The sequence below is a fragment of the Pseudomonas zanjanensis genome, from assembly GCF_014268745.2.
In the GTDB taxonomy this organism is placed as follows: Bacteria; Pseudomonadota; Gammaproteobacteria; order Pseudomonadales; family Pseudomonadaceae; genus Aquipseudomonas; species Aquipseudomonas zanjanensis.
In genome coordinates this window covers 1,977,634-2,003,073 of record NZ_JABWRB020000001.1, presented here as the reverse complement: position 1 = coordinate 2,003,073, position 25,440 = coordinate 1,977,634, and the positions used below count along the sequence as shown (strand labels likewise).

Below are 25,440 nucleotides of genomic sequence, written 5' to 3'. Positions count from 1 at the left end.
CCGCACAACCCCTCTTTTCTCCAGGAGCTGTACCCATGCCCGCCGCCAAACTGCTAAGTGAACTCAAGTCCCTGGGCGTCGAACTCTGGCCCCAGGACGGGCAATTGAAATTCCGCGCCCCCCAAGGCCTGCTCAATGCCGAGCGCCTGGCACAACTGCGTGAGCACAAAGAACAGATCCTGCACCTGCTCGAAACACAGGAACGGCCACTGGTACAGGCTGACCCGGCGAACCACCACGCGCCCTTCCCGCTCACCGACGTGCAGAACGCCTACCTCCTGGGCCGCCAATCTTCCTTTGGCTATGGCAACGTCGCCTGCCACGGTTATCTGGAACTGAGTTGGCCGCGGCTCGATCCGCAGCAGGTGGAACAGGCGTGGAACCGTCTGATCGAGCGTCACGACATGCTGCGCGCGGTGATCGCCAGTGAGGGTTCCCAATGCGTCCTGGCCAACGTTGCCCACTACTCGCTGGCCGTCGCGGACTTGCGCGGCGCCACGGCTGAACAGCACCGGCACGGCGTGCAGCAGATCCGCCAGGCCATGGAACAGAAGCTCTACCCCACCGATCAATGGCCGCTGTTCGAATTGCGCATGAGCCGCAGCGACAGCGGCGACACCCTGCATTTCTCCATGGATTCGCTGATTGCCGACTGGGCCAGCGCACAGTTGCTGTTCAACGAATTGGAACAGTTGCTGGACGATCCCCAAGCCACCCTGCCGCCCTTGGACATCACCTTCCGCGACTACCTGCTGGCCGAGCGTGGCTTGCTCGAAGGCAGCCGCCACCAACGCGACCGTGAGTATTGGCTGGGGCGCGTCGATGACTTGCCCGCCGCGCCGCAACTGCCGGCGCCCCTGAGCGGTGAAGACACGGCCCCGCCGCGCTTCCAGCGGCATTCGGCCCAGCTCGATCAGCAGCAATGGAGCGCCCTGAAAAAAGCCGCCAACGAACGCGGCCTGACCCCTTCCATTGCGGTCCTCGCCGCCTACGTCGGAACCTTGCAACGCTGGAGCCAGCGCCCTGCCTTCAGCCTCAACCTGACGCTGCTCAACCGCTTGCCACTGCACCCGCAGGTGGATCGGCTGGTGGGGGACTTCACCTCCGTGAGCCTGCTCCAGGTCAACGATCCGCAAGGCCAGGACTTCACCCAGCAGGCCCGGCAATTGGGCGGCCAATTGTTTGCCGACCTGGAGCACCGGCTGTTTTCCGGCATTGAAGTGATGCGTGAAATCGGCCGTCGGCGTGGCCGTGAAGCCGCGGCCATGCCGGTGGTGTTCACCAGCGCCATCGGCCTGGCGATCGAACCCCTGGCGGCCAGCCAGCGCCGGGTGGGCCACGGCATTACCCAGACCCCGCAAGTCACCCTCGACTGCCAGGTGATGGATGACCGCCACGGTTTGCGCATCCATTGGGACGTTCGCCAAGGCGTGTTCCCCGACGGCTTGGTCAACGACATGCAGCAGGCGTTCCTGGCGCAGTTGCAGCGGTTGGCCCTGGACCCGGTTGCCTGGGAACAATCCATGCAGGTGCCGCTTCCGGCCTGGCAACAGCGTGAGCGCCTGGCGGCGAATGCCACCGCCGTGCCGCTGCCCACCGGTCGCTTGCATGACGGTCTGCTGGTCATGGCCAAGGCACATCCGCAAGCACTGGCGGTGATCGATGCCAACGGCAGCCTGACCTATGCCGCGCTCGTCGAGCGCGCCTTGGCCGTCGCTGCCACCCTGTGCCAGGCCGGTTGCGCCGCCCAGGAACCGGTGGCGATCCTCATGCCCAAAGGCCTCGACCAGGTCGTAGCGGCCTACGGTGTATTACTTGCCGGGGCCGCCTACCTGCCACTCGATAGCAATGCCCCGGCCGCCCGCCGCGACCGCGTGCTGCGCAGCGCCCAGGTGCGTCATGTACTTGGCCAGTCCCAGAGCCTGCCCGATACGCCGCTGCCGGATGGGTTGCACTGGCATGCCGTGGATCGACTGGCGCCGGCAGCGGCCGACTTCCAAGCGGTTGACAGCAACCCCGATGACCTCGCCTACGTGATCTTCACCTCCGGTTCCACGGGCGACCCCAAAGGCGTGATGATCAGCCATCGCGCCGCCCTCAATACCGTGCAAGACATCAACCGGCGTTTTCACGTCAACGCCAAGGACCGCGTGCTGGGGTTGGCACAGTTGAGTTTCGACCTGTCGGTGTACGACCTCTTCGGCCCCCTCGCCGTGGGCGGCGTGCTGGTGCTGCCCGACCCGGCACGTGGCGCCGACCCGTCGCACTGGGCCGAACTGGTGCAGCGGCATCAGGTGACGCTGTGGAACTCGGTGCCTGCGCAACTGCACATGCTCGTCCACTACCTGCATGCCGAGCCCCGGCCACTGGACAGCCTGCGCCTGGCGTTGTTGTCCGGTGACTGGATCCCGCTGAACCTGCCGCCGCAACTCCAACAACTCTTGCCTGGCCTGGCCCTGGTGGGTCTCGGTGGCGCGACCGAAGCCTCGATCTGGTCCAACCTGCACCTGATCGACGAGATTGACCCGGCGTGGCGCAGCATTCCCTATGGCCTGCCCTTGGCCAACCAGGGCTTTCGCGTGCTCGACAGCCAATGGCGCGACGCCCCGACCTGGGTGCCTGGCGACCTGTACATCACAGGTGTCGGCCTGGCCAACGGTTACCTTGGCGACCAGGCACTGAGCGACGCGCGGTTCTTCGCCCATCCCGTGGATGGCCAGCGCCTGTATCGCACCGGCGATCGGGGTCGCTACCTGCCCGGCGGCGAACTGGAGTTCCTCGGCCGTGAAGACGGCCAGGTGAAAATCCGTGGGCATCGCGTTGAACTGGGCGAAATCGACGCCGCATTGCTCGCCATCCCCGGCGTGGACAACGCAATCAGCCTGGTCACCGGTGAAACCACCGGAGAGCGCAGCCTGCTGGCCTTTGTCACTGCCGCGCGGACATCGCCAACACCGTTGCCGGACGCGTCCTTGCTCACGACGATCAATCGTTATGCCGACAACCAGGTCGGCGCCTTTGACGCCCAGCAGATTGGCGATTACCAGGCAGACCTGAGTGCCGCGGCGCTGAGCTCGATGCTGGAGGTGATGCTCAAGGCCGGCTTGTTCAGCGGCGAGCTGGCCGAACCCGATGCCCCGGCCATTCTCCAGGCGTTGCAGGCACAGCCGCGCCACCACTGGCTGGTGCGCCGCTGGTTGGGCGCGCTGTGCGAGGCGGGCCTGCTGCAACTCGAACAATCGCGCTATCGCCTGGCGCAACCGGCACCCGAGCCGGCGCTGGCCTGGGGCCGGGTGGAACAGGCCGTCGCCTCGGGGCTGTGCAGCCAGGCGCTGTTCGACTACCAGCTCAACCATGTCTGGCAATTGCCGCCGTTGCTCAAGGGCGAGGTCAATCCGTTCGACCTGCTGTTTCCCCAAGGCCAACAGGACCTGGCATTGCAGCTGTACGGCGGGGACGCCGTCTCGCGCTACAACAATCACAGCATCGCGGCACTGATCAACCGCCTCGCCACCCACCATGACGGCGACGGGCCGCTGCGTATCCTGGAAATCGGCGCCGGCACCGGGGCCACCAGCGCGCCAGTGATCGGGCTGCTCGATGGCCTGGACGTCGATTACCTGTTCACCGACATGACCGCTTTTTTCTTGCCAGCGGCCAAGCAACGGTTTGCCGAGCACGCCTGGGTGCGCTACGGCGTGCTGGACATCGACCAGGACATCCGGCCCCAAGGGCTGGCCAGCAACAGCGTCGATGTCGTGTTGTGTGCCGGCATGCTCAACAGCGTCAAGGACATCGACAAAGCCCTCGGCCAAATCACCGAGCTGCTCAGCCCCGGGGGCTGGTTGGTGTTCAGCGAACCCACCGGCGAATGGCCGCCGATCCTGTTGACCCAGGGCTTCATGATGACCCCGGTCAACGACGACCACGACTTGGGCCGTAGCGGTTTGCGCGACGCGCAGACCTGGCAGGCGCGGATCCAGGCCTTGGGCGGTGAATGCCTGCCCGCCCTGCCCCAGGCCGATCACCCGCTGGCGGCCCTCGGCATGCAGGTGTTCGCCGCCCGTTTCAAGGCCGGGTTCCAGCGCCTGGACGTCGACAGCCTGCGCCGCGCCCTGGCCCATCGCTTGCCCGAATACATGCTGCCGGCGCACCTGCAAGTGCTCGACCGCTTGCCATTGACCGCCAATGGCAAGGTCGACCGCAAGACCCTGGCCGGCTTGCGCCCCGCCGTTGATGCCCACGTGTCCGCGGGCCAGGCGACGCCGACCGATTCCCTCACCGCCGAGCTGTGCCGGCTGTGGGCCGAGGCCTTGGGATTGACGCAAATTGGCGTCGACGACAGTTTCTACGAAAAAGGCGCCGACTCACTGATCCTCGCCCGTGTCGCCGGTCAACTGCGTGAACAACTGCCCCAGGCCCAGGCCTTGAGTTACGACACACTGCTGCGGCAGATGCTCAACGAGCCGAATGTCACCGCCCTGGCGCGCCTGCTCAACCACGGCGAAGCCGCGCCAGCGCCCACGGCGGCGGGCGGCGAAGCCCAGCGTTCCTCCAGCAGCAATGCGTTGGTGGTGCCATTCGGCGGTGGCGAGGTCGGCCCGGTGCGGGTGATGTTCCACGCCGCCCTCGGCACCTTGGATTACTTCCAGCACCTGGGGCGCGCCCTGGCCGAGCAACAGGCCGGCCCGGTGATCGGCTTTGCCGTGGCCGACACCGAGCGCTACCTGGCCCTGGAGCCCAAGCGCCTGATCGAAAGCGTGGCCCAGGATTACGCAGAACGCTTGATCGCCGACGGTCACCAGCGCTTCCAGCTGATCGGTTACTGCCTGGGCGGGCTGCTCGCCACCGAGGTCGCCCGGCGCTTGCTTGAACGGGGCATGGACGTGGTGGACCTGAGCCTGATCGACAGCATTCCGATGTTCATCGACACCGACGAAGAGCTGGCCTACGAGGCGATCTTCGTGCCCAACCTGAACCTGGATCCAGTGAAAACCGTGTTCGGCCCGCATATCGAAGACTATGACGTGTACCGCGCCATCGATCTGCTGATGGCCCGTGACAATCGCCGCGTGCCCGCCGGGGCCATGGCCGCCTTGAGCGGCGACCCGGGCCTTGAAGCCCTGGCGCTGGCGGTGCGACAACAATCGGCGCGCAGCCAGGAACAACGCCTGGCCGAATATGCGCGCCTGGCGTCGGGCCAGGCCGGGGTGCCCATCGGCCCGGAGCTGGTGCCGACGTTGTTCCGCGTCTGCCGCCACAGCATGCGCGCGGCACGGTTCGACCCGCCGCCGTTCCTCGGCAACATGACCTACCTGCGCTGCCTGGAGCAGCAATCGTTCGGCATCACCGGCGGCGTTGGCCACCTGGCGGCACCGTTCTGGGAAGACGCGTGCCTGGGACGATTCGACTTGATCGACGTGCCCGGCAATCACTTCAGCGTGATCGAACCGCCTCACGTCCACACCGTCACCGCGCACCTGCTGGACGCCCTACGGAAAAACTCATGACCACCGCTCTGGATACCCTGAAACGTCCGGTCAACCGCCTGATTCACTTAGGCGTAGCGTTTGCCGCGGTCGGCGCACTGGTCAACCTGGTGCCCTTCATCGGCCTGACCGAGCTGGGCCGGTTGCTGCTGGCCGGTGGCGTCGACACTCAAGCCTTGTGGCGTTGGGCGGCGCTGGTGGTGATCGCCTTGAGCCTGGGCTGGGTGGCCAACGGCGTGGCCCTGTGGTTGACCCACCTGGCGGACCACCGCCTGCAAGCCAGCCTGCGCGAAGCCATGGTGCGCAAGCTGGGGCACGTGCCCCTGGGCTGGTACACCGACACCACCTCGGGCGCGGTGCGCAAAGTGGTGCAGGACGATCTGGAAGACCTGCACCACCTGGTCGCCCACCACGCGGTGGAACTTACCGCGGCCATCGTCACGCCCGTGGCGGGGTTGGTGTGGCTGGTCACGCTGAACTGGCGCCTGGCGCTGCTGGCGGTACTGACCTTGCCGGTGTATGCGCTGGCCTACGCCCTGATGATGCGCGGCTTCGGCGCGAAAATGCAGTTGCTGGACAAGAGCATGAGCCGGGTCAGCGCCGCCATCGTCGAGTTTGTCCACGGCATTGCCGTGGTCAAGGCGTTCGGCCAGGTGGGCCAGGCCCATCGCAGCTATCAGCAGGCGGTCAACCAGTTCAGCGAGCAATACGCCGGTTGGGTCAAGCCGCTGCTGCGCCTGGAGGCGTTGTCCTCGATGGCCTTGAGCGTCCCGGTGATTCTGCTGGTGAGCCTGGGGGTGGGCAGCTTGTTGTTGGCCAAAGGCTGGATCACGCCGCTGCAATTGTTCGCCGAGACCTTGGTGGCGGTGGTGATTCCGCAGTCGCTGTTGGTGATCAATCAAAGCCTGACCGCCCAACGCACCGCCCTGGCGGCCGCCGACCGCATCGAAGGACTGCTCAAGGTCGAAGAACTGCCCGCGCCGAAAGTCGGCAAGCAGCCCCAGGGCAGTGACATCACCTTTGAACACGTGCAGTTCGGCTACGACCCCGAGCACCCGATCCTCAACGGTGTCGACCTGCACTGTCCGGCTGGCAGCGTGACCGCCCTGGTCGGCGCGTCCGGCGCGGGCAAGTCGACCCTGGCCAAACTGGTGCCGCGCTTTCACGACGTCAAGGCTGGCTGCGTGCGGGTGGGCGGTGTCGATGTGCGGGACATCGATCCGCGCCAGTTGTATCGACAGGTCGGTTTCGTCTTGCAGGACGCGCAACTGGTGCACGGGACAGTGGCCGACAACCTGCGCCTGGGCCGCCCCGAGGCCAGCGATGCGGAGGTGGAGATGGCGGCCCGCTCGGCGCAGATTCACCTGCGCATCGAGGCCCTGCCCCGTGGCTATCAGTCGGTAATCGGCGAGGATGCGATTTTCTCTGGCGGTGAAGCGCAACGCCTGTCCATCGCCCGCACGCTGCTGGCCGACACGCCGGTGCTGATCCTCGACGAGGCCACTTCCCACGCCGACCCCGAATCCGAAGCGTTGATCCAGGACGCCCTGTCGGCCCTGGCCCGGGGCCGTACGGTGCTGGTGATCGCCCACCGCCTGGCCAGCATCAGCGGCGTGGACCAGATCGTCGTCCTCGATCAGGGCCGCGTGCTTGAAAGCGGTCGCCATGAATCCCTGCTCCAAGCCAACGGCGCCTATGCCCAGCTGTGGCGCGCCGGCGCCAAGCACCCCGTCCCCGAGTTGGAGATGTCCCTGTGATCCGCAGTCTTGTCACGTTACTGGGGCCGGCCCATGCCGCCCGCCTTTACCGATACCTCGCGTGGCTGGTGACCAGCGCCGTGCTGCAAGGCCTGGCCGTGGCTTTCCTGGTGCCGATCCTGCACGCGCTGTTTGCCGGTGACCCAGCCACGGCGCTGGCTTGGCTGGCCGGCCTGGCGGCGATGGCCGTGCTGACCTGCATCGCCCATTACCAGCAGGCGATGAAGGGCTTTGCCCTGGCGCTGGTGGTGCTGACCACCCTGCATGATCGCCTCGGCCAACACTTGGCCAGCCTGCCCCTGGGCTGGTTCAATTCGGAAAAAATCGGCCGCCTGTCGCGCAGTGCCACCAGCGGCACGTTGATGGTTACCGGCCTGTTCGCCCATTACCTGGGACCGGTGGTGTCCGGAGTGGTGGTGCCGGCCACGGTCGCGCTGACCTTGTTCATCTTCGACTGGCGCCTGGGCCTGACCGCCGTGCTGTGCGCGCCGCTGATCTACTTCACCCACCACTGGTCCGCCGCCGCCATCGGCAATAACGACGCCCGGGTCGAAGCCGCCGCGACCATGGCCGGTAACCGCGTGGTCGAGTTCGCTCGCTACCAGCAAGTGCTGCGCGCCTTTGGCCGGACCCAGGACGGCTACGCGCCCTTGCAGGCAGCCAACCTGGCGCAGAAACAGGCCGGTGGTTCGATGTTGGCCCAGACCTTTCCCAAACTGCTGGCCGGCGGCCTGACCGTGCAATTGGCCTTTGCGCTGCTGGTGGGCGTGGGCGTCGCCCTGGCCGTCCGCGGTGATATGGACGCCATTCAACTGGTCGCGTTGCTGGCCCTGGCGGCCCGTTTTGTCGGGCCACTGGCCGAGGCGGCGGCGCGCAGCGGCCTGCTGCGCATGGCCGGTAATGACCTGGAGCAACTGGTCGGCATCCTGCGCGAGTCGCCATTGCCACAACCCACTGTCAGCCAGCCGTTGACCGCCCCCGGCAGCTTTGCCTTCGAACACGTCAGCTTCGCCTACGCCAGTGGCCCGACGGTGCTGCGCGACCTGAGCTTCACTGCACCGGCCCATTCGATGACGGCGATTGTCGGCGCCTCGGGCTCGGGCAAGACCACCGTCACGCGCCTGCTCATGCGCTTTTTCGATGCGACCGAAGGCAGGGTCAAGGTCGGCGGCGTCGATGTGCGCGAACTGTCCAACGAAGCCTTGATGGCGCAATTGTCGCTGGTGATGCAGGACGTCTACCTGTTCGACGACAGTCTCGAAGCCAACATCCGTGTCGGCAGGCCGGACGCCAGTGCACAGCAGGTGGCTGAAGCGGCGCGACTGGCCGGCGTCGATGAAATCGTCGCGCGCCTGCCCCAGGGCTGGCGCACCCCGGTGGGAGAAGGCGGCGCGTCACTGTCCGGCGGCGAACGCCAGCGGGTGTCCCTGGCTCGGGCATTGCTCAAGCGCGCGCCGATTGTGCTGCTGGATGAAGCCACCGCCGCGCTTGATCCCCAGAACGAAGCCTTTGTACAAGCGGCGATTCGTAGCCTGAAGCAAAGCTCGACCGTATTGGTCATCGCCCATCGCCTGCCGACCATCATGGCTGCCGAGCAGATTCTGGTGCTGGATCAAGGCCGGTTGGTGGAAGCAGGCACTCACTCGCAACTGCTGGCCCTCCACGGGCGGTACGCCGGGTTCTGGCGTGATCGCCAGCGTGCCGGCGGCTGGCGCCTGAATGCGCAGGCCCAGCCATGCTGATCGGGGTGCTGGGCGCCAGTGGCGATGTCGGTCTGGCCAGCGCTCGGGCGCTGTTGAGCTTGGGCGTGAACGAACTGCGCCTGGGCGGGCGTGATGCCCGCAACGGTGCCCGCTGCCTGGCATCGCTCCAGCAGCAATGGCCCGACGCGCGCCTGCACTGGTACGCGGTGGACTTCAATGATGCCGCTGCCCTGGCCGGTTTCGCCCATGGCTGCGACGTGCTGCTCAATTGCGCCGGGCCTTCCTGGCGACTGGAAGATCGGGCCGCCCGGGCGGCGTTGCAAACCGATGCGCACTACGTGGACGCCGCCGGCGAGGTGGCACTTGAGCCGAGCCAATGGCACAACCGTTGCGCCGTCCTCGGAGCCGGCCTGCAACCAGGGCTTACCGGCTTGCTGCCCCGTTGGCTGGCCCAGCAGGCTTTCTCTGAAGTCCTGGGACTGACCAGCTATTTCGGCCTGCGTGACCAATTCACCGCCGTGGCCGCCGACGACTTCCTGCAAGGGGCGGTGGACGGCACCAGCGAACCCCTGGCGGCCTGGCGCAACGGCCGTTGCAGCCGGGCACTGCGCCGCAGCCGGGATGTGCTGCTGCCGTGTTTCCCCGGCCAGGTTCACTTGCTGCCCTATTTGAATCGGGAAGGCGAATGCCTGGCCATGGACCTGCGCCTGGACGTCGGCCATTGGTTCAACGTGATCACCGACGGACATGTGCTCAAGACCCTGGACCTGGCCCACAGCCTGACGCGCGCCGATGCGGTGCAGCGGTTGTGCGAGGCCAGCCGGCTGGACCTCAGCGGCCAGGCCCCTTTCGTCACGTTGCTGCTGCAACTCGACGGGGTGTGGAACGGCCAGGCACGCACCCGCAGCCTGGTGCTCAGCGGCGCAGGCAACGCGTCGCTGACTGGAGCAATGGCCGCCGCCACGGTGGTCAGCGTGGCGAACGATGAGATCAGCACCGGCTGCCATTACGCCGCCCAGGTGTTGCCACCCGCCGCCAGCCTTGAACGCCTGCAACGCACCTCGGCGATCCGTGCCCTGAACCTGCTGCCCGGCCCGCTCGATCACCTGCACACCGTTGAAGAAGGTTGCCTATGAACAGCGCCCTGAATGAACTCGAAGACGTGAGCCTGGGGGTAATGGCCCAAGTGTTGCTGCACACCCAGGCTTTGCCGGTGCAGGCCTGGCGCGGCGCCGGGCAGATCAACCAGGCCTTGGGCACGGCGCCCCGCCATGCCTGGATCGTGCGGCGCTGGCTGGCGGCGCTGACCCACGCCGGTGCGCTGCGCGAAGACGCCGGACTCCTCGCCTGGCAAGGCACGCCACCTCCAGCCGCGGTCGAAAACTTGCCCGGGCTGTACGCCGAACTGGGCTTCCCGGCCAGCATGGCGCCCCTGCACCGCCAGGTCATCGAGTGCCTGCCCGACCTGTTGCGCGACCAACTCGCCCTGGCACCGTTGCTGGTGCAATCGGGTGACCCCGTCGCGATGCTGGGCGCCTACCAGCGCAACCACTTCACCGCAGCGATCAATCAAGCCCTCGCCGCACGGGCAAGCGAAGTCCATGCCCTCGGCGATGTACTGCGGGTGCTGGAGTTGGGCGGTGGCGCTGCCTGCACCACCCGCGCCGTGCTGGCAGCGTTGCAAGCGCGGGAAAAGGACTATCGCTTTACCGACATCAGTTCGCTTTTCACCGGGGCGGCCCAGCGTGAGTTTCGCCTGGAACCGGGGATGCACGTCGGTTTGCTCGACCTGGACCGGGACTTCGCCGAGCAAGGCATCGAGGCCCGCAGCCAGGACCTGGTGGTCGCGGGCAACGTCCTGCACAACGCCCGCGACTTGCCCCGCAGCCTCGGACAGATACGCGCCTGCCTGCGGGACGGCGGGCGCTTGTTGTTCAGTGAGTCCATTGCGGACAACCCGGCGATGCTGACCTTCATGCACCTGCTGCTGTCGCCGCCTGCCGGTGCGCCGTTGCGCAGTGCCGATGAAGTGTTCATCCCGCCTGATGCATGGCACCGGGCCTTGCAGGCCCAGGGTTTCCAATTACTTGAAGTTTGGCCCGCGGCCAGCGACCCGCTGGCGGTCGCCGGGCAACGTTTGTTTCACGCCGTAGGAGTTTCATGATGACGCTGCACGTTGACATCCTGCTGATCGAGCTACCCGCCGGCGCATTTCCCTGGCATTTACCGGCCCTGACGGACCTGGGCATGCATCAGCGCTCCCCGGCACGCCTGTTGGCGGTGATCGAACGCCAACGCCCCGCCGTGGCGGTCATGAACGCCGAGCAGTTGGAACGGCTGCTGGACTTCCCCGCGTTGCCATTGACCGACCTGAGCTACCTGGAACAGGTGCTGTTCATCACGGCGCAACCGGGCGACTGGCAACTGGCCGAGCGGGCGGCGGCACAGCTCAATTGCCGCGTCCAGGGGTTTACGGATGCCCTCGGCGAATGGCGCGACCTGGCCAGCGTCAAGCTCGAACATCAACGCTGGCGCGAGCGGGCCCTCGGGCATCCCGACGTGAGTAGTGTCGCGCTGCACGGCCAGACCTTGTTCGCCGTGCCTCACACTTGCGAGGCCGCCTGGGTCGAGGATCACCTCGATGCGACCGAAGCGGCCCTCGACCTGCAGTTTTCCAGCGAGCAACTCGTTGAAGCGGTACGGCTCAATGATCGGCTGGGCGACGCCGCGTTGCTGTCGATGCTCAACGGCCTGGACCATTGTGGTCTGTTGCCCGCCCCGTTGAACGATGTCGCCCAGGGGCTGGCCCACGGAGGCATCGCGCCGGGGCATCGGCCGTTGATCGCGCGCTGGCTGGACGTGTTGCAGGGGCAAGGGCTGTTGCGCCGCGAAGGCACCCGACTGCACCCGACCCTCGACACCCGCGCCTGGAGCGACGAAGCCCTCGAAGGCATCTGGACGCAACTGGCCCTGGACTGGGCGCGCAACACCGGCGGCAGCGGCACCCTCGACTATGCACGGGACAACGCCCGTCAATTACCGGCGCTGATGCGCGGCGACTGCGCGGCGGTGCACCTGTTGTTTCCCGAGGGGCGAACCGAACGCGCGGCGGCGTTGTACCGCGAAAGCCTGGCGGCCCAGTACCAGCATCGCGCCGTAGCCCACTGGGTCGGGGCTTGGGCCGCACGCCAGAGCGCCGGTGTGCCGTTGCGCGTGCTCGAAGTCGGTGCCGGCACCGGGTCGACCACCCAGGCGGTGTTGCCGGCCTTGGCCGATGCTGCGGTGGACTACCTGTGCACCGACGTGTCGCGCTATTTCAGCGAGCAGGCCGCCGAGCGCCTGCAAGACTGGTCGTGGGTTCGCCACGGCGTGTTCGACATCGACCGCCCTGCCCTGGCCCAGGGTTACCACAGCCAGGATTGGGACCTGATCATTGCCGGTGGCGTGCTCAATGCCGCTCGCGATACCGAGCGCTCCCTGGCGAACCTGCTCGTCCTGCTCAAGCCAGGCGGCTGGCTGGTGTTCAGCGAACCCACGCAAGAGGAATTCTGGGTGATGGCCTCCCAGGCCTTCATGCTCAACCAGGCCGACGATGAACGTCAGCTCAGCAGCACCACCTTCCTGAACCTCACCCAGTGGCAAACCGCGCTGGCCAGGAGCGGATTCCAGGGCAACCGCAGCCTGCCCGCCGCCGGGCACCCATTGGCGCGCCTGGGCCATCGCGTCTTCGTCGCCCAGGTACCCAACCATCGCCTGAGCCGCGCGGCACTGGCCGCGCACCTTGAAGAGCCCGTCCTGGATCTTGAACTACTCGACCAATTGCCCGACGACCCTACGCTGGCCCAGTGGGCTCGCCTCCCGGAGACTTGCCCATGAACAGCGCCCCTGCGCGCAAACGCGTAATCGTGGCCGGCACCGCGTTCGGCCGCATCTACCTGCAAGCCCTGGCCCGCGCCCACGATCGCTACCAACTGGTGGGCATCCTGTCCCGTGGCAACGCCTATTCGAAAGCTTGCGCCGAGCATTACGGGGTGGCGCTGTACGAGACCGTCGAACAGGTGCCGGATGAGGTCGATATCGCCTGCGTGGTGGTGCGCTCCGGGGCAACCGGGGGCGCCGGCGGTGACTTGGCCCAACAATTTTTGCGTCGTGGCATCCACGTGTTGCAGGAACACCCGGTGCACCACCGCGAAATCGCCGCGTGCATGCAGGCCGCGCGCCAGGGCCAGGCCGCCTATGCGGTGAACACGCTGTACCCGAATATCCTGGCGATCCGGCGCTTTCTCGCCGTGGCCGCCTACCTGCGCGATCAACAAGGATTGGCGTACATCGAAGCCGCCTGCAACAGCCAGGTCGCCTACCCGCTGCTGGATATTCTCGGGCGCCTGGCCGGTGGCCTACGGCCCTGGTCGTTCGCGGCCCCGGCCCCGACGCTCGGGGAGCATCCCTTCACCCGGCTCGATGCCCGTTTCAACGGCGTCCCCATCAGCCTGCGAATACAGAACCAGGTGCACCCCAAGGACCCGGACAACCACTCGTTCCTGCTGCATCGCCTCGAAGTCGGCTGCGAAGCCGGGGTGCTGAGCCTGGGCGACACCCACGGCCCGGTGCTGTGGAATCCGCGCCTGCACGCGCCGAGGGACAGCACTGACCGGCTGATCATGGCCGGCCCCGGCAGCGAACGGCTGGCCGGGCCAACGATGGTGCTTCTCGACCCGCAGGTGCCCCTGAGCTACCGGCAGGTGTTCAACCAGGTCTGGCCCGACGCGGTCAGCGTCGCCCTGAACGCGTTATGCCGCGACATCGACGAACCTTCCCGGCGCCTGCACAGCGGCGTCTGGGCCACCGAGGTGTCCATGGCCTGGCGCGAAATGAACAACCTGATCGGCATGCCCACCTTGATCGAGCCGCCCGTGCCCCGCGCGCTGCCCCTGGCCGAACTCCAGGCGCTGGCCGACGCCGTGCACCCCCCTTGCGGTGACGACACCGCCCAACTGCTCGGAGCGCTGCCGTTTTGAACACTGCCCAACCTTTGTCCAATTGCAGCCACGTGTTGCTGTGGGTGCGCGACTTGCACCAGGCCGTGGCGAACTTTCGCGCCGCCGGTTTCGAAGTCACCTACGCCACTGCCGAGGCTCGCGCGCAACACGCGCACATCTGGTTCAGCCAGGGGCCGATCATCGAGTTGCTCACCACACCGCGTCACGCCTGGCTGTTCAAGTGGCCCATCGACTGCCTGGCCGGCCGTGGCGCCGGGCGGCGGATGTTGCGCTGGGCCGCCCAGGGCGAAGGGTTCTGCGACCTGGCGCTGCTGTGCGATACCCCGGCCCTGGCGCCGCGCCTCAAGGGCCTGGCGGGCTGCGGCGTGGCCATGGGTCGCACGGTGAACTGGCGACGTACCTGTGTGGATGGCCGCCAGACGCGCTTTCGTTTCGTCTATCCACGCCACGACCGCCTGCCCTTCCTGGTTACGCCCTATGAGCCGGCCCAGCATCCGCCCCAAATGATTCACCCCAACGGCGCGACGGGCCTGGCGGCGATCCACATGGGCGTCCATCCCGCCGACCACACCGCTCTCAGCTTGCTGACCGGCGACGACCCGTTGCTGCGTATCCAGGCGGCCGCATACACCGGCGTACAGGCGGTGCGAATCGCCGGCCTGGCGCACCCGCTGATTCTGCACGGCGCCCGTTTGCTGGGTTGCCCGACCGTTCAAGGAGATTGCCATGCTTGATGGATGCACCGACTGGCCCGACGACTTCGTCCGCCGCTATCGCGAACACGGTTATTGGCAAGGCGTGCCGCTGGGCCAGCTGTTGCGCGAGCAGGCGCTGCGTACGCCGCACAAAGAGGCGCTGGTGGACGGCCATCGGCGTTGGCGTTACGCCGAGCTCGATCTGCAAGCCGACCGCTTGGCCGCCGGGCTCGCCGACCGGGGCTTGCGCGCTGGCCAACGGGTACTGGTGCAACTGCCCAACGTCGCTGAATTTTTCAGCCTGACGTTCGCCTTGTTACGCCTGGGCGTGATTCCGGTGTTCGCCCTGCCGGCCCATCGCGAACATGAACTGGTCCACTTGGCCCAACTGAGCCAGGCCGTGGCCTATGTGATTGTCGATCGGCACCTGGGCTTCGACTATCGACCGCTGGCACGGGCCCTGTGTAAACAAGCGCCGAGCCTGCAACAGGTCTTTGTGGTCGGGGCGGCCGAGACGTTCGTCGCCCTGGGCGACTGCGTTGCTGACCCTCGCCCGCTGCCGGCGCCAGACTCACGGGAAGTCGCCGTGCTGCTGCTGTCCGGTGGCACCACCGGCCTGCCCAAGCTGATCCCGCGCACCCATGACGACTACGCCTGCAATGCGCGCCTGGCAGCCCGCGCCTGCGGCTTCGACAGCCACACCCGCTACCTGGCGGCGTTGCCCGTGGCCCATAATTTCCCCTTGGCCTCACCCGGCGCGTTCGGGGTGTTCAGTGTCGGCGCCACCCTCGTGCTGGCGCCGGAGCCCAGCCCCGAAACCACCTTCGAACTGATCGAAGGCGAACGCATCACCCACACCGCGTTGATCCCGCCGCTGGTCCTGCTGTGGCTGGAGATGGCGCAATGGTCCGACCACGACCTGAGCAGCCTGCAATGGTTACAAGTCGGTGGCGCGCGGCTCAAGGCCGAGATCGCCGCGCGTATCGGCCCGACCCTGGGCTGTGGCCTGCAACAGGTCTACGGCATGGCCGAAGGGTTGCTGTGCTTCACGCCGCTGGATGACCCACAAGCACGCATCTTCGAAACCCAGGGCCTGCCGCTCACCGCTGACGATGAGATCCGCATCGTCGACGCCGATGACGTGCCGGTCGCCCCAGGCGCCGTGGGCGAATTGCTGGTGCGCGGCCCCTACACCATTCGCGGTTACTACAACGCCGCCGAACAGAATCTGCGCGCCTTCACCGCCGACGGTTTCTACCGCAGCGGCGATCTGGTGCGGCGTTTGCCCGAGGGCCATGTGATCGTCGAGGGGCGGACCAAGGATGTGATCAATCGCGGCGGCGAGAAAATTCCAGTGGAGGAAATCGAGAATCTGCTGCTGGGCCATCCGTTGATTCGCGATGTCGCCCTGGTGGCCTTGGCCGATGAGCTGCTGGGTGAGCGCAGTTGCGCCTGCGTGCTGGCCCATGGCGAACAGGTCGAACTGGGCACGATCAACGCCTGGCTGCGCGAGCGTGGACTGGCCGCCTACAAACTGCCGGACCGCTTGCAGGTGCTGCGCGAATTCCCGCTGACGCGCCTGGGCAAGGTCAACCGCAAGGCCCTGGCGGAACAGGTGCAGGCCTTATGAGCAGCGAAATGTCCCCGTGGTTGCGCGTGCTGCGTCAGGGCGACCAACCCCGGGCCCGCCTGGTGTGCCTGCCCCACGCTGGAGGCAGCGCGAGTTTCTTCCGTCCGTGGCTGACGCACCTGCCGGGGGATATCGACTTGCTGGCCGTGCAATATCCCGGACGTGAAGAACGGTTCAACGAGACGCGTATTGCCTGCCTGGCCCGCCTGGCTGAACACATCAGCCAGGCCCTCTTGAGTCTGCCCTCCCGCCCGCTGTGGCTGTTTGGCCACAGCATGGGCGCGGCGCTGGCCTACGCCGTCGGTGTGCAGTTGGAGGCGGCGGGCGTCGGTGCCGAGCATGTGTTTGTCTCGGCCCACCCGCCACCGCACCGGCAACCAGCCAGTGACCTGCACCGCCAGGACGATGCCGCGCTGATCGCCGACATCCTGCGCCAGGACGCCGAGGCCACGAGCCTGTGGGGCAACCCGCAACTGCGCGGGTTGTTCCTGCCGACCCTGCGCAGCGATTACCAGGCCATCGAAACCTGGCAACCGGCGCGGCTTGACCGTTTGGCGGCGCCCATCGACGTACTGCTGGCCCGGGCCGACACCGATGTCAGCCTTGACCAGGCCCGGGCCTGGGCGGACCTGAGCGAACACACCCCGGATATCCGCCAGTTCGACGGCGATCATTTTTACCTCAAGCAACAGCCGCGCCCCGTGATCCATCACTTGCTGCGACGCACGGCCTACCTTCAAGGAGACTCGGTATGAAAACCCCGGAACACTGCACCGGCCTGCCGGACATTCGCCACGCCATCGACATCCTCGACCGACAGATCATCGATGCCCTGGGGCTGCGCATGCAGTACGTCAAGGCGGCCTCGTCGTTCAAGCCCGACCAGGCCAGTATCGCCGCACCGGACCGCGTCGCGGCGATGTTGCCGCAGCGCCGGCAGTGGGCGCAGGAGGCGGGGCTGGACGGTGAATTCGTCGAGGGCCTGTTCAATCAGGTCATCCACTGGTACATCGCGGAACAAACGGCGTTCTGGCTGCAAAAAAAGAGCGCGGCCGTATGAACGAAGCCGCCTTACTGAGTGTGTTCGAAGCTGCGCACCAGCTCGCGCTGAAGCATCAGCGGCCCGTTGTCGCCGTGAGTTCGCGCCCTGCACCGAACCTTGATCCCCTAGTGCTTTACGAAACGCACCGGCAGGGCTTTTTCTGGTGTGCTCATTCACCGGGCCTGGCTCTGTTCGGTCTGGGCTGCGCCTGGCAGATCGAAGCCACGGGCCCCCAGCGATTGGCCGAGGTGAACCGTCATTGGTTCGCGCTGTGTGCCGACGCGGTGATCGACGGCGCCCATCCACCGCTGCTGCTGGGCGGCATGCGTTTCGACACGCAACAACCTTGCGCGCCACATTGGGCGCCGTTCGCCGATGCCAGCTTTCACCTGGCCCAATGGCTGCTCAGCGAGGACCGCGACGGCCGCTGGCTGCGTTGCCAATGCGTGGTGGAACCCGGCAGCGATCCGGCCGCATTGGCGCGCGCCAGCGTGGCGGCGCACCAACAGCTTTTCGCGTCGCCACGCTCGCTCGCATCGCACCCGGAGGTGATCGAACGCACCGCATTGCCCGCGCCCCAGTGGCAAGCCAAGGTCGCCAACGCCTTGCAGGCCATCGACAGCGGCGAGCTGAGCAAAGTGGTGCTCGCTCGCCATATCGAATATCAGCTGGACGCCGCCCTCGATAGCGGCGCCGTCATGCGTCGGCTGCACGAGCGGCGCAACTCATCCCATCTGTTCGCCTTGCACCGCGCAGGCAGCTGTTTCATGGGCGCCACCCCGGAGCGGCTGCTCAGTTGCCGGGAAGGCCACCTGAGCACCCACGCCCTCGCCGGTAGCGCGCGCCGCGCCCCAACGTCCGAGGAAGACCAGCAAGTGGGCGCAGGTTTGTTGGCGGACCCCAAGGAACTGCATGAACATCAACTGGTGGTGCAGACCATCCTGCAAGGCTTGAGTGGCATCGTCAGCGACCTGCAAGCGGCCACCCGACCCGAACTGCTGAAACTGGCCACGGTGCAGCATCTGAGCAGCCCGATCAGCGCCCGGCTTGTAGAGGGGTGTAGTTTGCTGGACGGCATCCAGGCCTTGCACCCCACCCCAGCGGTTGGAGGTTTGCCAGCGGCGACGGCCATGGCCTTCATTCGGCGGCACGAGGGCTTCGACCGGGGCTGGTACGCCGCGCCCGTGGGTTGGCTGGACGCCCGGGGCAACGGCGATTTCCTGGTGGCCTTGCGTTCGGCGCTGATGACACCTTTGCATTGCCACTTGTTCGCAGGCTGCGGGATTGTCCAGGGGTCTCGACCGGCCGATGAGTACGAGGAAACCCAAATCAAACTGGCGAGCATGGAGCAGGCCTTGCACCTCGCTCCACGCTAACGGCGAGCCAATGATGAACCTGTGGCCAGAGATTGCTCCCGCTGGGTTCTGTAGGAGCTGGCGAAGCCTGCGATCTTTTGATTTTGATCTTTCCCTTGATACTCAAATGCCGGGGGAAAGATCGCAGCCTCGCTTCGCTCGACAGCTCCTACAGGCCCAGCGGGAGCAATCTCTGGCCACGGGTTTGCCGATTGCCTTAAGTGAACGGCGTTACCGTACACGCTCAAAGACGATGTGTACCTTCGCCCCATCCGGGCGGCGAAAGTCTTCCACCATCCGGTCGCCGTCGACCTTCAACTGCAGGTCGTCCCGGGTACGCACAGCGCCCACCCAGTTCGGGAACGTAGACCCTTTGACAGTGTTGCCTGAGAACTCACCGTTCTGGTCGACGGTATATCGCCCGAAGAAACCGATGCTCCCCGCCATCGCTGCCCGGTTTTCCTCATCGGTGCCTTCACCACGCACATTGGAACGAAACACCGGCACGCGCGGGTCAGTGAGCACTTCGACAAACGTCAGCTCTGGGGTGAAGACGAGCCAGCCATGAGGGTCGGGGCCGTAAGCATCGGCCTTGCTGCCCTGGCTCTCAACGGTTGCACTGACCATGCGCCATGTCCCGACCAAAGCGTTTTCTTTGCCCGTAAACACGCTGGAGCATGCCGATAAGGCAACGATCGCACCGACTGCCAGTACCTTATCTTTCACACTCATCCGCATCACCTTTCACTCGCCGCAACAACGCCATGGACAATAGAGTGGGATTCCTCCTGGTCGGCTCGGTCTTTATCCCTGGCCGCGATGACCGCCAAGCGCTGTTCCCTCGAAGCGGCATAATCGGCCTGTCGTCCCAGTTGCCAACCCAAGTAGCCCCACAGCAACGCGCAACCCGCGCCCACCACAGCGACCGGGCCGGCGCCTTGCCCCAGCAGGTCAAGCAGACTCTTGATCCAGCCGCTCATGGCGTCACCCGCACGATAGACCACGGTGTCGATAAAGTTCTTGGCCTTGTATTTACTCTCGGCATCCAGTGGCGCGAACAACATTTCCCGGCCCGGTCGGACGAACGCGTACTCGCCGATCCGCCGCACGATCATCAGCGCCACCAGCAGCGCGAACCCCGGCGCCAACGCCAGGCCCAGGAAGCCGATGCACATCAGCAGCGGCACGATGGCCAGCAAGGCGCGCACCCCCAGCTTCGGCGCGATACGGCCGGTGATGAACAGCTGGGACAGCAACGCCCCGGCCTGCACGACGATATCGATGGTGCCGAAGATGCGCACTTGCGCTTCGCGATCCGGATAATGCTCGGCCACCAGGCGCGCCTGCTCGAAATAGAGAAAAGTGCTGACCGTCGCCAACAACACGACAAACCCGGCAATGCCCAACAGGTAAGGCGACCCGAGCACGGCCGTCAAACCGCTGAACGGGTTGCCCTGCAAGGGCTGCCGGGGATGTTGCGTCGGCGCGGCGCCAAGACGGCCAGCCCCGCCCTTTTCGCGCCATGCCATCAATGCCCGTTTCAAGACCAGCGTGACGCCGAGCAACAAGGCCGCCAGAAACATCAACCCCGAAGCGCCGAGCGGACCGATGAGCAACGCGCTCAGGGCCGGCCCCAACAGGCCGCCGACGCTGGCGCCCGCGGCGATGAAGGCAAACAGACGCTTGGCCTGCTCGCTGTCGAATACATCCGCCATCAGGCTCCAGGCCACGGAGACGACGAACAAGTTATAGACCGAAATCCAGACGTAAAAGACCCGGGCCAGCCAGACACTGTCCGGCTGGAACTGGAACAGCTCGACGAACATCAGCAGGTTGAAGCCGAAGAAGCCGTACACCCAGTCGATCAGGCGCAGGCGTGGCACTCGGGAACTGAGCCAGGCGAACAACGGCACGGCCGCCAGCATGACCAGGAAGGTCGCGGTAAACAGCCATTGCAAGTTCTCCACTCCCGCCGCGATGCCCATCGATTCACGGATTGGGCGCAGCATGAAGTAACCGGTGAAGAGGCAAAGGAACAGCAGGAACCCGCACAGCGCCGGACGCAACTCACCGTCGCGGGCGTTGAGGGCGAGACTCAGCCGGTGCAAATAGGAAGGCGCACTCATAGGGACTCCAGGGAGACGGCAATAAGAAAGGTCAAGCGCGGGACGGACGCCCGCGCCCAGGGGTGCATCAGCGATAGGTCACGCCGGTGAGGCGCTCGGAGACGGCCCAGAGCCGCTCGGCATCCGCCTGCGCGCTTGCGGCGGGTGGCGTCTTGGCGAAGCCCAACGGACCGCGTCTTTCAGCGTCCCCGGTCGGGCCGTAATACGCTCCGCCCACGGCTTGCGCAGCCGTGGCGGCGTACAACGTCGGCAACGCCCCTTGTGCCGCTGAGTGGTAGGCGTCGCGGTCCTTGGCCCAGCGCCGACCGAACTCGCTGTCCAGGCCAGGACCGCGTTCGACCAACTCGGTGACCGCCACGCCGGGGTGCGCCGCGATGCTGCGAATGCCCCAGTTTTCAGCGTCACTGCGCCGCTGCAAGGCAAAGGCCCAGTGCAGGACCGCCAGTTTCGATTGCGCGTAGGCCGCATAGGGGTCGTATTTCTGCTCGCTCTGCAGGTCATCGAGGTTCATCGTGCCGCGCGTCGCAGCAATGCTGGACAGGCTCACCACGCGGGCATCCTGGCTTTGACGCAAGAGCGGCACCAACAGGCCGGTCAGTGCGAAGTGCCCCAGGTAGTTGGTGGCCAACTGAAGCTCAAAGCCATCGGCGGACGTACCCCGCTCGGGCGGCGCCATGACGGCGGCGTTGTTGATCAATACGTCGAGGCGCGGCAGCCGCTGATTGAGACGCTGGGCCAGGTCGCGCACCGATGAAAGATCGGCCAGGTCCACGTTCTCGAACTGCACTTTGGCGTCAGGCACGGATTCACGGATACGCGCGATGGCCTGGGCGCCGCGCTCCGGGTTGCGCGCGGCGATGATGACCTCGGCGCCGGCACGGGCCAAGGCCAGCGCGTCCTCGTAGCCCATGCCACTGGTGCCGCCGGTGACCAAGACAATCCGGCCTTTCTGGGACGGCATGTCATGGGTCGACCAGTCCGGTTTCGGTGCTACGCGATCGGACGCCTCGACACTCACCGAAGCGAGCAGCGCGAAGCCGGCGGCAAGGGTTCTCGCCAGTCTCGCCAGCCGGCCCCTGTCACTCACGCGGCCAAGGGTAGGTGTTGTTGTGTTATTCCACATGGTGATAGTCCCTGTCTGAAGAAATGAACCGGCATCGCCGGACGGTCACTGTTTGGAGCACGCCTCGGCCAACTGCAGAAAGCTGACGTGCTTCTTGGTGCCTTGGCTGTTCAAGTAGGTCATCTTGGCTTGCACGACCTCGCACACCGGCGATGTCGCCTCCTCGATATGGATGACCCTGGCGATGTCCAGCGGCATGCCATATTCGTAGGCCGGGATCTGCGTTTGTTCTTTGGCGAGCAGCGGCGAGCCGCTCAAGGAGATGACGGCCAGCAGGCCGGCAATCGACAGGTTTCGAATATTCATAGTGGGCTCCACGACACGGTCCTCGTTGGGATGGTCGTAGCACTCTAGGAGGGGGCGACTGACGTCAAGGTGACTGCTGGCTGACGGGAAGATGTCAAACGCGAGCGCAATGCTGTTCTCTTAAGCCAATCGACAAACCCGTGGCGAGGGAGCTTGCTCCCGCTGGGCCGCGAAGCGGCCCCAAAACCTGCCAATTGCGGCGTATCAGACACACCGCACCCGCCGGTTTACGACTGCTTCGCAGCCGAGCGGGAGCAAGCTCCCTCGCCACAGGTCCATCATTTTTCTTAAGTGAACAGCCTTGCAAACGCGGGCGGGCTTTTATTCGCGGGGGGGCGACGACTAAGGCGCCGCCTGGTTCATCAAGGAAAAGCCGAAGGTATTGAAGCCATTTTCGCTATGGGCGAACACACGCCCGCCGTGCATGGACGCCACCGCTCGCACGATGGAAAGGCCCAGGCCATGGTGCGCATCACTTCGCGCCCGGGCGGCGTCGGCGCGATAGAAACGCTCGAACAAACGCTCCAGGTGCACCGTGTCGATAGGCTCCCCGGCATTGGAAACGCTCACCTCGACCTGCATGCCGTGGCTGACCAGGCTCACGGTGATGATGCTGGTCGGCACCGCGTAGCGCGCCGCGTTCTGTATCAGATTGGCCAGGGAACGGTGAAAAAGGCGTCGGTCGATGCACACGCGCATGTCGCCGTGGATCTCCACGCTCAGTTGTTTGTCGTGCAGCACCGGCTCCAGGTACTCCACCGTCTTCGACGCCTCTTCATACAGCGAGACATCACTGAGTTCGGTGGCCCGCTGCCCGCTTTCCGCCCCGGCGAGGAACAGCATGTCGTTGACGATGCCGCCCATCCGTTCCAGCTCTTCGAGGTTCGACTGCAGCAGGTCCTGGAGCTCACCCACATCTCGTCCATGGGCCAAGGCCACCTGGGTCTGGCCGATCAGGTTGGTCAGGGGTGTGCGCAACTCGTGGGCGACATTGGCGTTGAACCCTTCGAGCTGACACCACGCCGTTTCCTGGCGCGCCAGGGCGCCGTTGAACGACACCGCCAATTCCTGCAATTCCGCGGGCAACGCCTCAGTGTCCAGCCGCTGCTTCGAATCCCCCGGCGGCAGGCTATTGGCCTGACGGCTCAAGCGCCGGACCGGACCGAGGCCGAAACGCGCGATCCAGTAACCGAGCAGCGCAACCAGGCCGATGCCCAACGCCGAAGTCAGGATCAGTATCTTGGTGAAATGGTTCAGGGTCTTCCTGAACGGCGTCGAGTCCAATCCCACGATGAAGCGCAGTTCCGGGCGATTGCCCATGGCGGGAATGGTCTTGAGCAAAACCATCATGGGGCACTCACGCTCTCGCCCAGGCAATTGGAGGCTGAAGAGTCCATCGGCGCGCTTGGACCAATCCTGGCCGTCCGGCATCGGCCCGCCATAGCTGAAGGCCGGGTTATCCACCAGAATCCAATAACGGACCCGTTCATCCGCGGGCGTCAGGCCGTCGAGCTTCTGACGCAAGCCGACCCAGAACGTCGGCGAATCGTATTTCGCCAGCACCGGGTCAAGCACCGAATGGCGCAGGACCAGTTCGTTCTGCATCTGTTCATCGAGCGATTGCTTCAAGGACGAACGCAGCAGTGTCGCGCTGATCGACATGATCAGCAGGACAGCGAGGGCGAACATCAGGGCCAGCCGCTTGGCGATGGAAATCTTCATCACGACGCACCACTTTGCCTGCCAGGCTCTTCCCGGCTTTCCAGCACATACCCCATGCCGCGGACGGTATGCAGCAGCTTGCGCGGATACGGCGCGTCCACCTTGGCGCGCACGCGCTTGATCGCGACCTCCACCACATTGGCGTCGCTGTCGAAATTCATGTCCCAGACCTGCTCGGCAATCATCAACTTGGACAGAATCTCGCCCTGATGCCGCGCCAACAGGCTCAACAGACAGAACTCCTTGGCCGTCAGGTCCAGCCTCAGCCCACCCCGGGTCACCTTGCGTGCTTGCAGGTCGACCTCCAGGTCGTCGATGCGCAAATGCGTCAGGTCGGCCGTGTCACCGGCGCGGCGACGGATCAAGGCCTGGACGCGCGCGACCAGTTCGGCAAATGAAAATGGTTTGCCCAGGTAATCATCGGCGCCCTCGCGCAGCCCTCGAATGCGGTCATCCACGGTTCCCCTGGCGGACAACATGATGACCGGGGTTTTCTTGTGCAGGCGCAGCCCTTGCAGCACGTCGTAGCCGTCCTTGCCCGGCAGCATCACATCCAGGACCACCACGTCGTAATCCCATTCCAGCGCGTAATGCAGGCCATCGATGCCATTGGTGGCAACGTCGACGATGTAGCCGAGCTCGGTCAAGCCACGATGGACGTAGGAGGAGGTTTTTTCTTCATCCTCGACAATGAGCAGGCGCATCAGGTGACTCCTCTACGGAAGCAAGGCAACCCAGTGAGTCTAGGCAGTGAAGGTGTCTGGAGGCTGACGGCTTCCTGACATTTTTGTCAGAAAGAGTTCGAGGACTGAGTATCACCCGGACAGGCTTGCGAAACTGAGCAGCCTTCGGGGATGACTTTGTGTCTCATCAGTAACCCGCTTCCTTTTGGTGTCGGAACGCCAATACGTACACGTTTTCTTCTGCGGGAACAAAACGGTAAAGCGCGACGTAGCCCGCATCACCAAAAGTAATGATCAACTCTCGTAGTTCGGGTGACTCGGCGAGGGGGCGACCTATGTGAGGGTCGGTTTCCAGGCGCATCAACTGCTGCTCGATGACTTGAGCCGCCCGGCGCGTCACCTGTACGTCTTTTTCCAACAGGAAACGACGACAACGCTCCAGCCCCTCAGCCGCCCCTGCAGTCACAATCAATCGTGGCATGCAGGAAGCTCCGACTCTTCCTCGGTTCCCCACGTTTTAAGCCAGTCTCGAGTCTCCGCCCCGGTCAGGTGCAGGCCCGTTTCCTGGTAGGCCTTCCACGAAGCCAACGCTTCCTGCTTGAAATTTTCCCGCGCTTCCTCCCGTACCACATACTGAGAAAGGGCTTCTCGCATGATCCAATGGGCCGAGCGCTGCCGCGCATTCGCCAACTGCTGGATGCGATATTTCAGATCTTCATCGATTTTGATCGACGTCGCCATAACGGCCCTCCAATATCAATAGGTATTACCTTTGAATACGATAGCACACTGAAACGTGCCTGATCCTA

Annotated in this window: 20 protein-coding genes; 12 read left to right on the top strand and 8 right to left on the bottom strand. The window is 65.3% G+C overall.

Going from position 1 to position 25,440, the window contains the following annotated elements; all coding sequences use genetic code 11:
• Positions 1-35 precede the first annotated feature (35 nt).
• The 12 genes from HU715_RS08380 to HU715_RS08325 are packed head-to-tail and all read left to right on the top strand — an operon-like array spanning position 36 to position 18,692.
• Positions 36-5,510 carry a non-ribosomal peptide synthetase gene (locus HU715_RS08380; protein WP_186705649.1) on the top strand — a complete coding sequence of 1,825 codons (5,475 nt, stop codon included), beginning with the start codon at positions 36-38 and terminating at the stop codon, positions 5,508-5,510.
• Positions 5,507-7,246, top strand: a complete 1,740-nt coding sequence (locus tag HU715_RS08375; protein ID WP_186705650.1) for an ABC transporter ATP-binding protein — start codon at positions 5,507-5,509, stop codon at positions 7,244-7,246. Before HU715_RS08380 ends, HU715_RS08375 begins: the two co-directional genes overlap by 4 nt.
• Positions 7,243-8,988, top strand: a complete 1,746-nt coding sequence (locus HU715_RS08370) for an ABC transporter ATP-binding protein (RefSeq protein WP_186705651.1) — start codon at positions 7,243-7,245, stop codon at positions 8,986-8,988. Before HU715_RS08375 ends, HU715_RS08370 begins: the two co-directional genes overlap by 4 nt.
• Positions 8,982-10,085: a saccharopine dehydrogenase NADP-binding domain-containing protein gene (locus HU715_RS08365; protein WP_186705652.1), complete on the top strand. Its 1,104-nt coding sequence runs from the start codon at positions 8,982-8,984 to the stop codon at positions 10,083-10,085. The genes HU715_RS08370 and HU715_RS08365 overlap by 7 nt, the downstream gene beginning before the upstream one ends.
• Positions 10,082-11,113, top strand: a complete 1,032-nt coding sequence (locus tag HU715_RS08360) for a class I SAM-dependent methyltransferase (RefSeq protein WP_186705653.1) — start codon at positions 10,082-10,084, stop codon at positions 11,111-11,113. The genes HU715_RS08365 and HU715_RS08360 overlap by 4 nt, the downstream gene beginning before the upstream one ends.
• The gene (locus tag HU715_RS08355) at positions 11,113-12,825 is read left to right on the top strand and encodes a class I SAM-dependent methyltransferase (protein WP_225917571.1); all 1,713 of its coding nucleotides are present in this window, start codon (positions 11,113-11,115) and stop codon (positions 12,823-12,825) included. Before HU715_RS08360 ends, HU715_RS08355 begins: the two co-directional genes overlap by 1 nt.
• A complete protein-coding gene (locus tag HU715_RS08350) occupies positions 12,822-13,967 on the top strand; it encodes a Gfo/Idh/MocA family oxidoreductase (protein ID WP_186705654.1) in 1,146 nt (381 codons plus the stop codon). The genes HU715_RS08355 and HU715_RS08350 overlap by 4 nt, the downstream gene beginning before the upstream one ends.
• Positions 13,964-14,683, top strand: coding sequence for a VOC family protein (locus tag HU715_RS08345; protein ID WP_186705655.1), 720 nt, complete (start codon positions 13,964-13,966; stop codon positions 14,681-14,683). The genes HU715_RS08350 and HU715_RS08345 overlap by 4 nt, the downstream gene beginning before the upstream one ends.
• The gene (locus tag HU715_RS08340; protein ID WP_186705656.1) at positions 14,676-16,274 is read left to right on the top strand and encodes a (2,3-dihydroxybenzoyl)adenylate synthase; all 1,599 of its coding nucleotides are present in this window, start codon (positions 14,676-14,678) and stop codon (positions 16,272-16,274) included. Before HU715_RS08345 ends, HU715_RS08340 begins: the two co-directional genes overlap by 8 nt.
• A complete protein-coding gene (locus tag HU715_RS08335; RefSeq protein WP_186705657.1) occupies positions 16,271-17,029 on the top strand; it encodes a thioesterase II family protein in 759 nt (252 codons plus the stop codon). Before HU715_RS08340 ends, HU715_RS08335 begins: the two co-directional genes overlap by 4 nt.
• Positions 17,026-17,334, top strand: coding sequence for an isochorismate lyase (locus HU715_RS08330; protein WP_186705658.1), 309 nt, complete (start codon positions 17,026-17,028; stop codon positions 17,332-17,334). Before HU715_RS08335 ends, HU715_RS08330 begins: the two co-directional genes overlap by 4 nt.
• Entirely contained in the window at positions 17,331-18,692 is a 1,362-nt protein-coding gene (locus tag HU715_RS08325) for an isochorismate synthase (RefSeq protein ID WP_186705659.1), read from the top strand. The genes HU715_RS08330 and HU715_RS08325 overlap by 4 nt, the downstream gene beginning before the upstream one ends.
• Positions 18,693-18,902: 210 nt before the next feature.
• Here the strand turns inward: HU715_RS08325 and HU715_RS08320 are convergent, their stop codons facing one another.
• The 8 genes from HU715_RS08320 to HU715_RS08285 all read right to left on the bottom strand — a co-directional run bounded on the left by HU715_RS08320 (position 18,903) and on the right by HU715_RS08285 (position 25,372).
• Positions 18,903-19,403 carry a lipocalin-like domain-containing protein gene (locus HU715_RS08320; protein ID WP_186705660.1) on the bottom strand — a complete coding sequence of 167 codons (501 nt, stop codon included), beginning with the start codon at positions 19,401-19,403 and terminating at the stop codon, positions 18,903-18,905.
• A gap of 5 nt (positions 19,404-19,408) precedes the next feature.
• On the bottom strand, positions 19,409-20,797 hold the full coding sequence (locus HU715_RS08315) for an NTP/NDP exchange transporter (protein ID WP_225917569.1): 1,389 nt from the start codon (positions 20,795-20,797) through the stop codon (positions 19,409-19,411).
• Positions 20,798-20,864: 67 nt separating this feature from the next.
• Entirely contained in the window at positions 20,865-21,920 is a 1,056-nt protein-coding gene (locus tag HU715_RS08310; protein ID WP_186705661.1) for an oxidoreductase, read from the bottom strand.
• Positions 21,921-21,965: 45 nt separating this feature from the next.
• Positions 21,966-22,226, bottom strand: a complete 261-nt coding sequence (locus tag HU715_RS08305) for a DUF2790 domain-containing protein (RefSeq protein ID WP_186705662.1) — start codon at positions 22,224-22,226, stop codon at positions 21,966-21,968.
• 342 nt (positions 22,227-22,568) lie between these two features.
• Positions 22,569-23,948, bottom strand: a complete 1,380-nt coding sequence (locus HU715_RS08300; RefSeq protein WP_186705663.1) for a heavy metal sensor histidine kinase — start codon at positions 23,946-23,948, stop codon at positions 22,569-22,571.
• Positions 23,948-24,652: a heavy metal response regulator transcription factor gene (locus HU715_RS08295; RefSeq protein ID WP_186705664.1), complete on the bottom strand. Its 705-nt coding sequence runs from the start codon at positions 24,650-24,652 to the stop codon at positions 23,948-23,950. Before HU715_RS08295 ends, HU715_RS08300 begins: the two co-directional genes overlap by 1 nt.
• A gap of 166 nt (positions 24,653-24,818) precedes the next feature.
• On the bottom strand, positions 24,819-25,112 hold the full coding sequence (locus HU715_RS08290; protein ID WP_186705665.1) for a type II toxin-antitoxin system RelE/ParE family toxin: 294 nt from the start codon (positions 25,110-25,112) through the stop codon (positions 24,819-24,821).
• Positions 25,100-25,372 (bottom strand): CopG family ribbon-helix-helix protein, encoded by a 273-nt coding sequence (locus HU715_RS08285; RefSeq protein WP_186705666.1) that lies wholly within the window; start codon positions 25,370-25,372, stop codon positions 25,100-25,102. The genes HU715_RS08290 and HU715_RS08285 overlap by 13 nt, the downstream gene beginning before the upstream one ends.
• Positions 25,373-25,440: the final 68 nt, after the last annotated feature.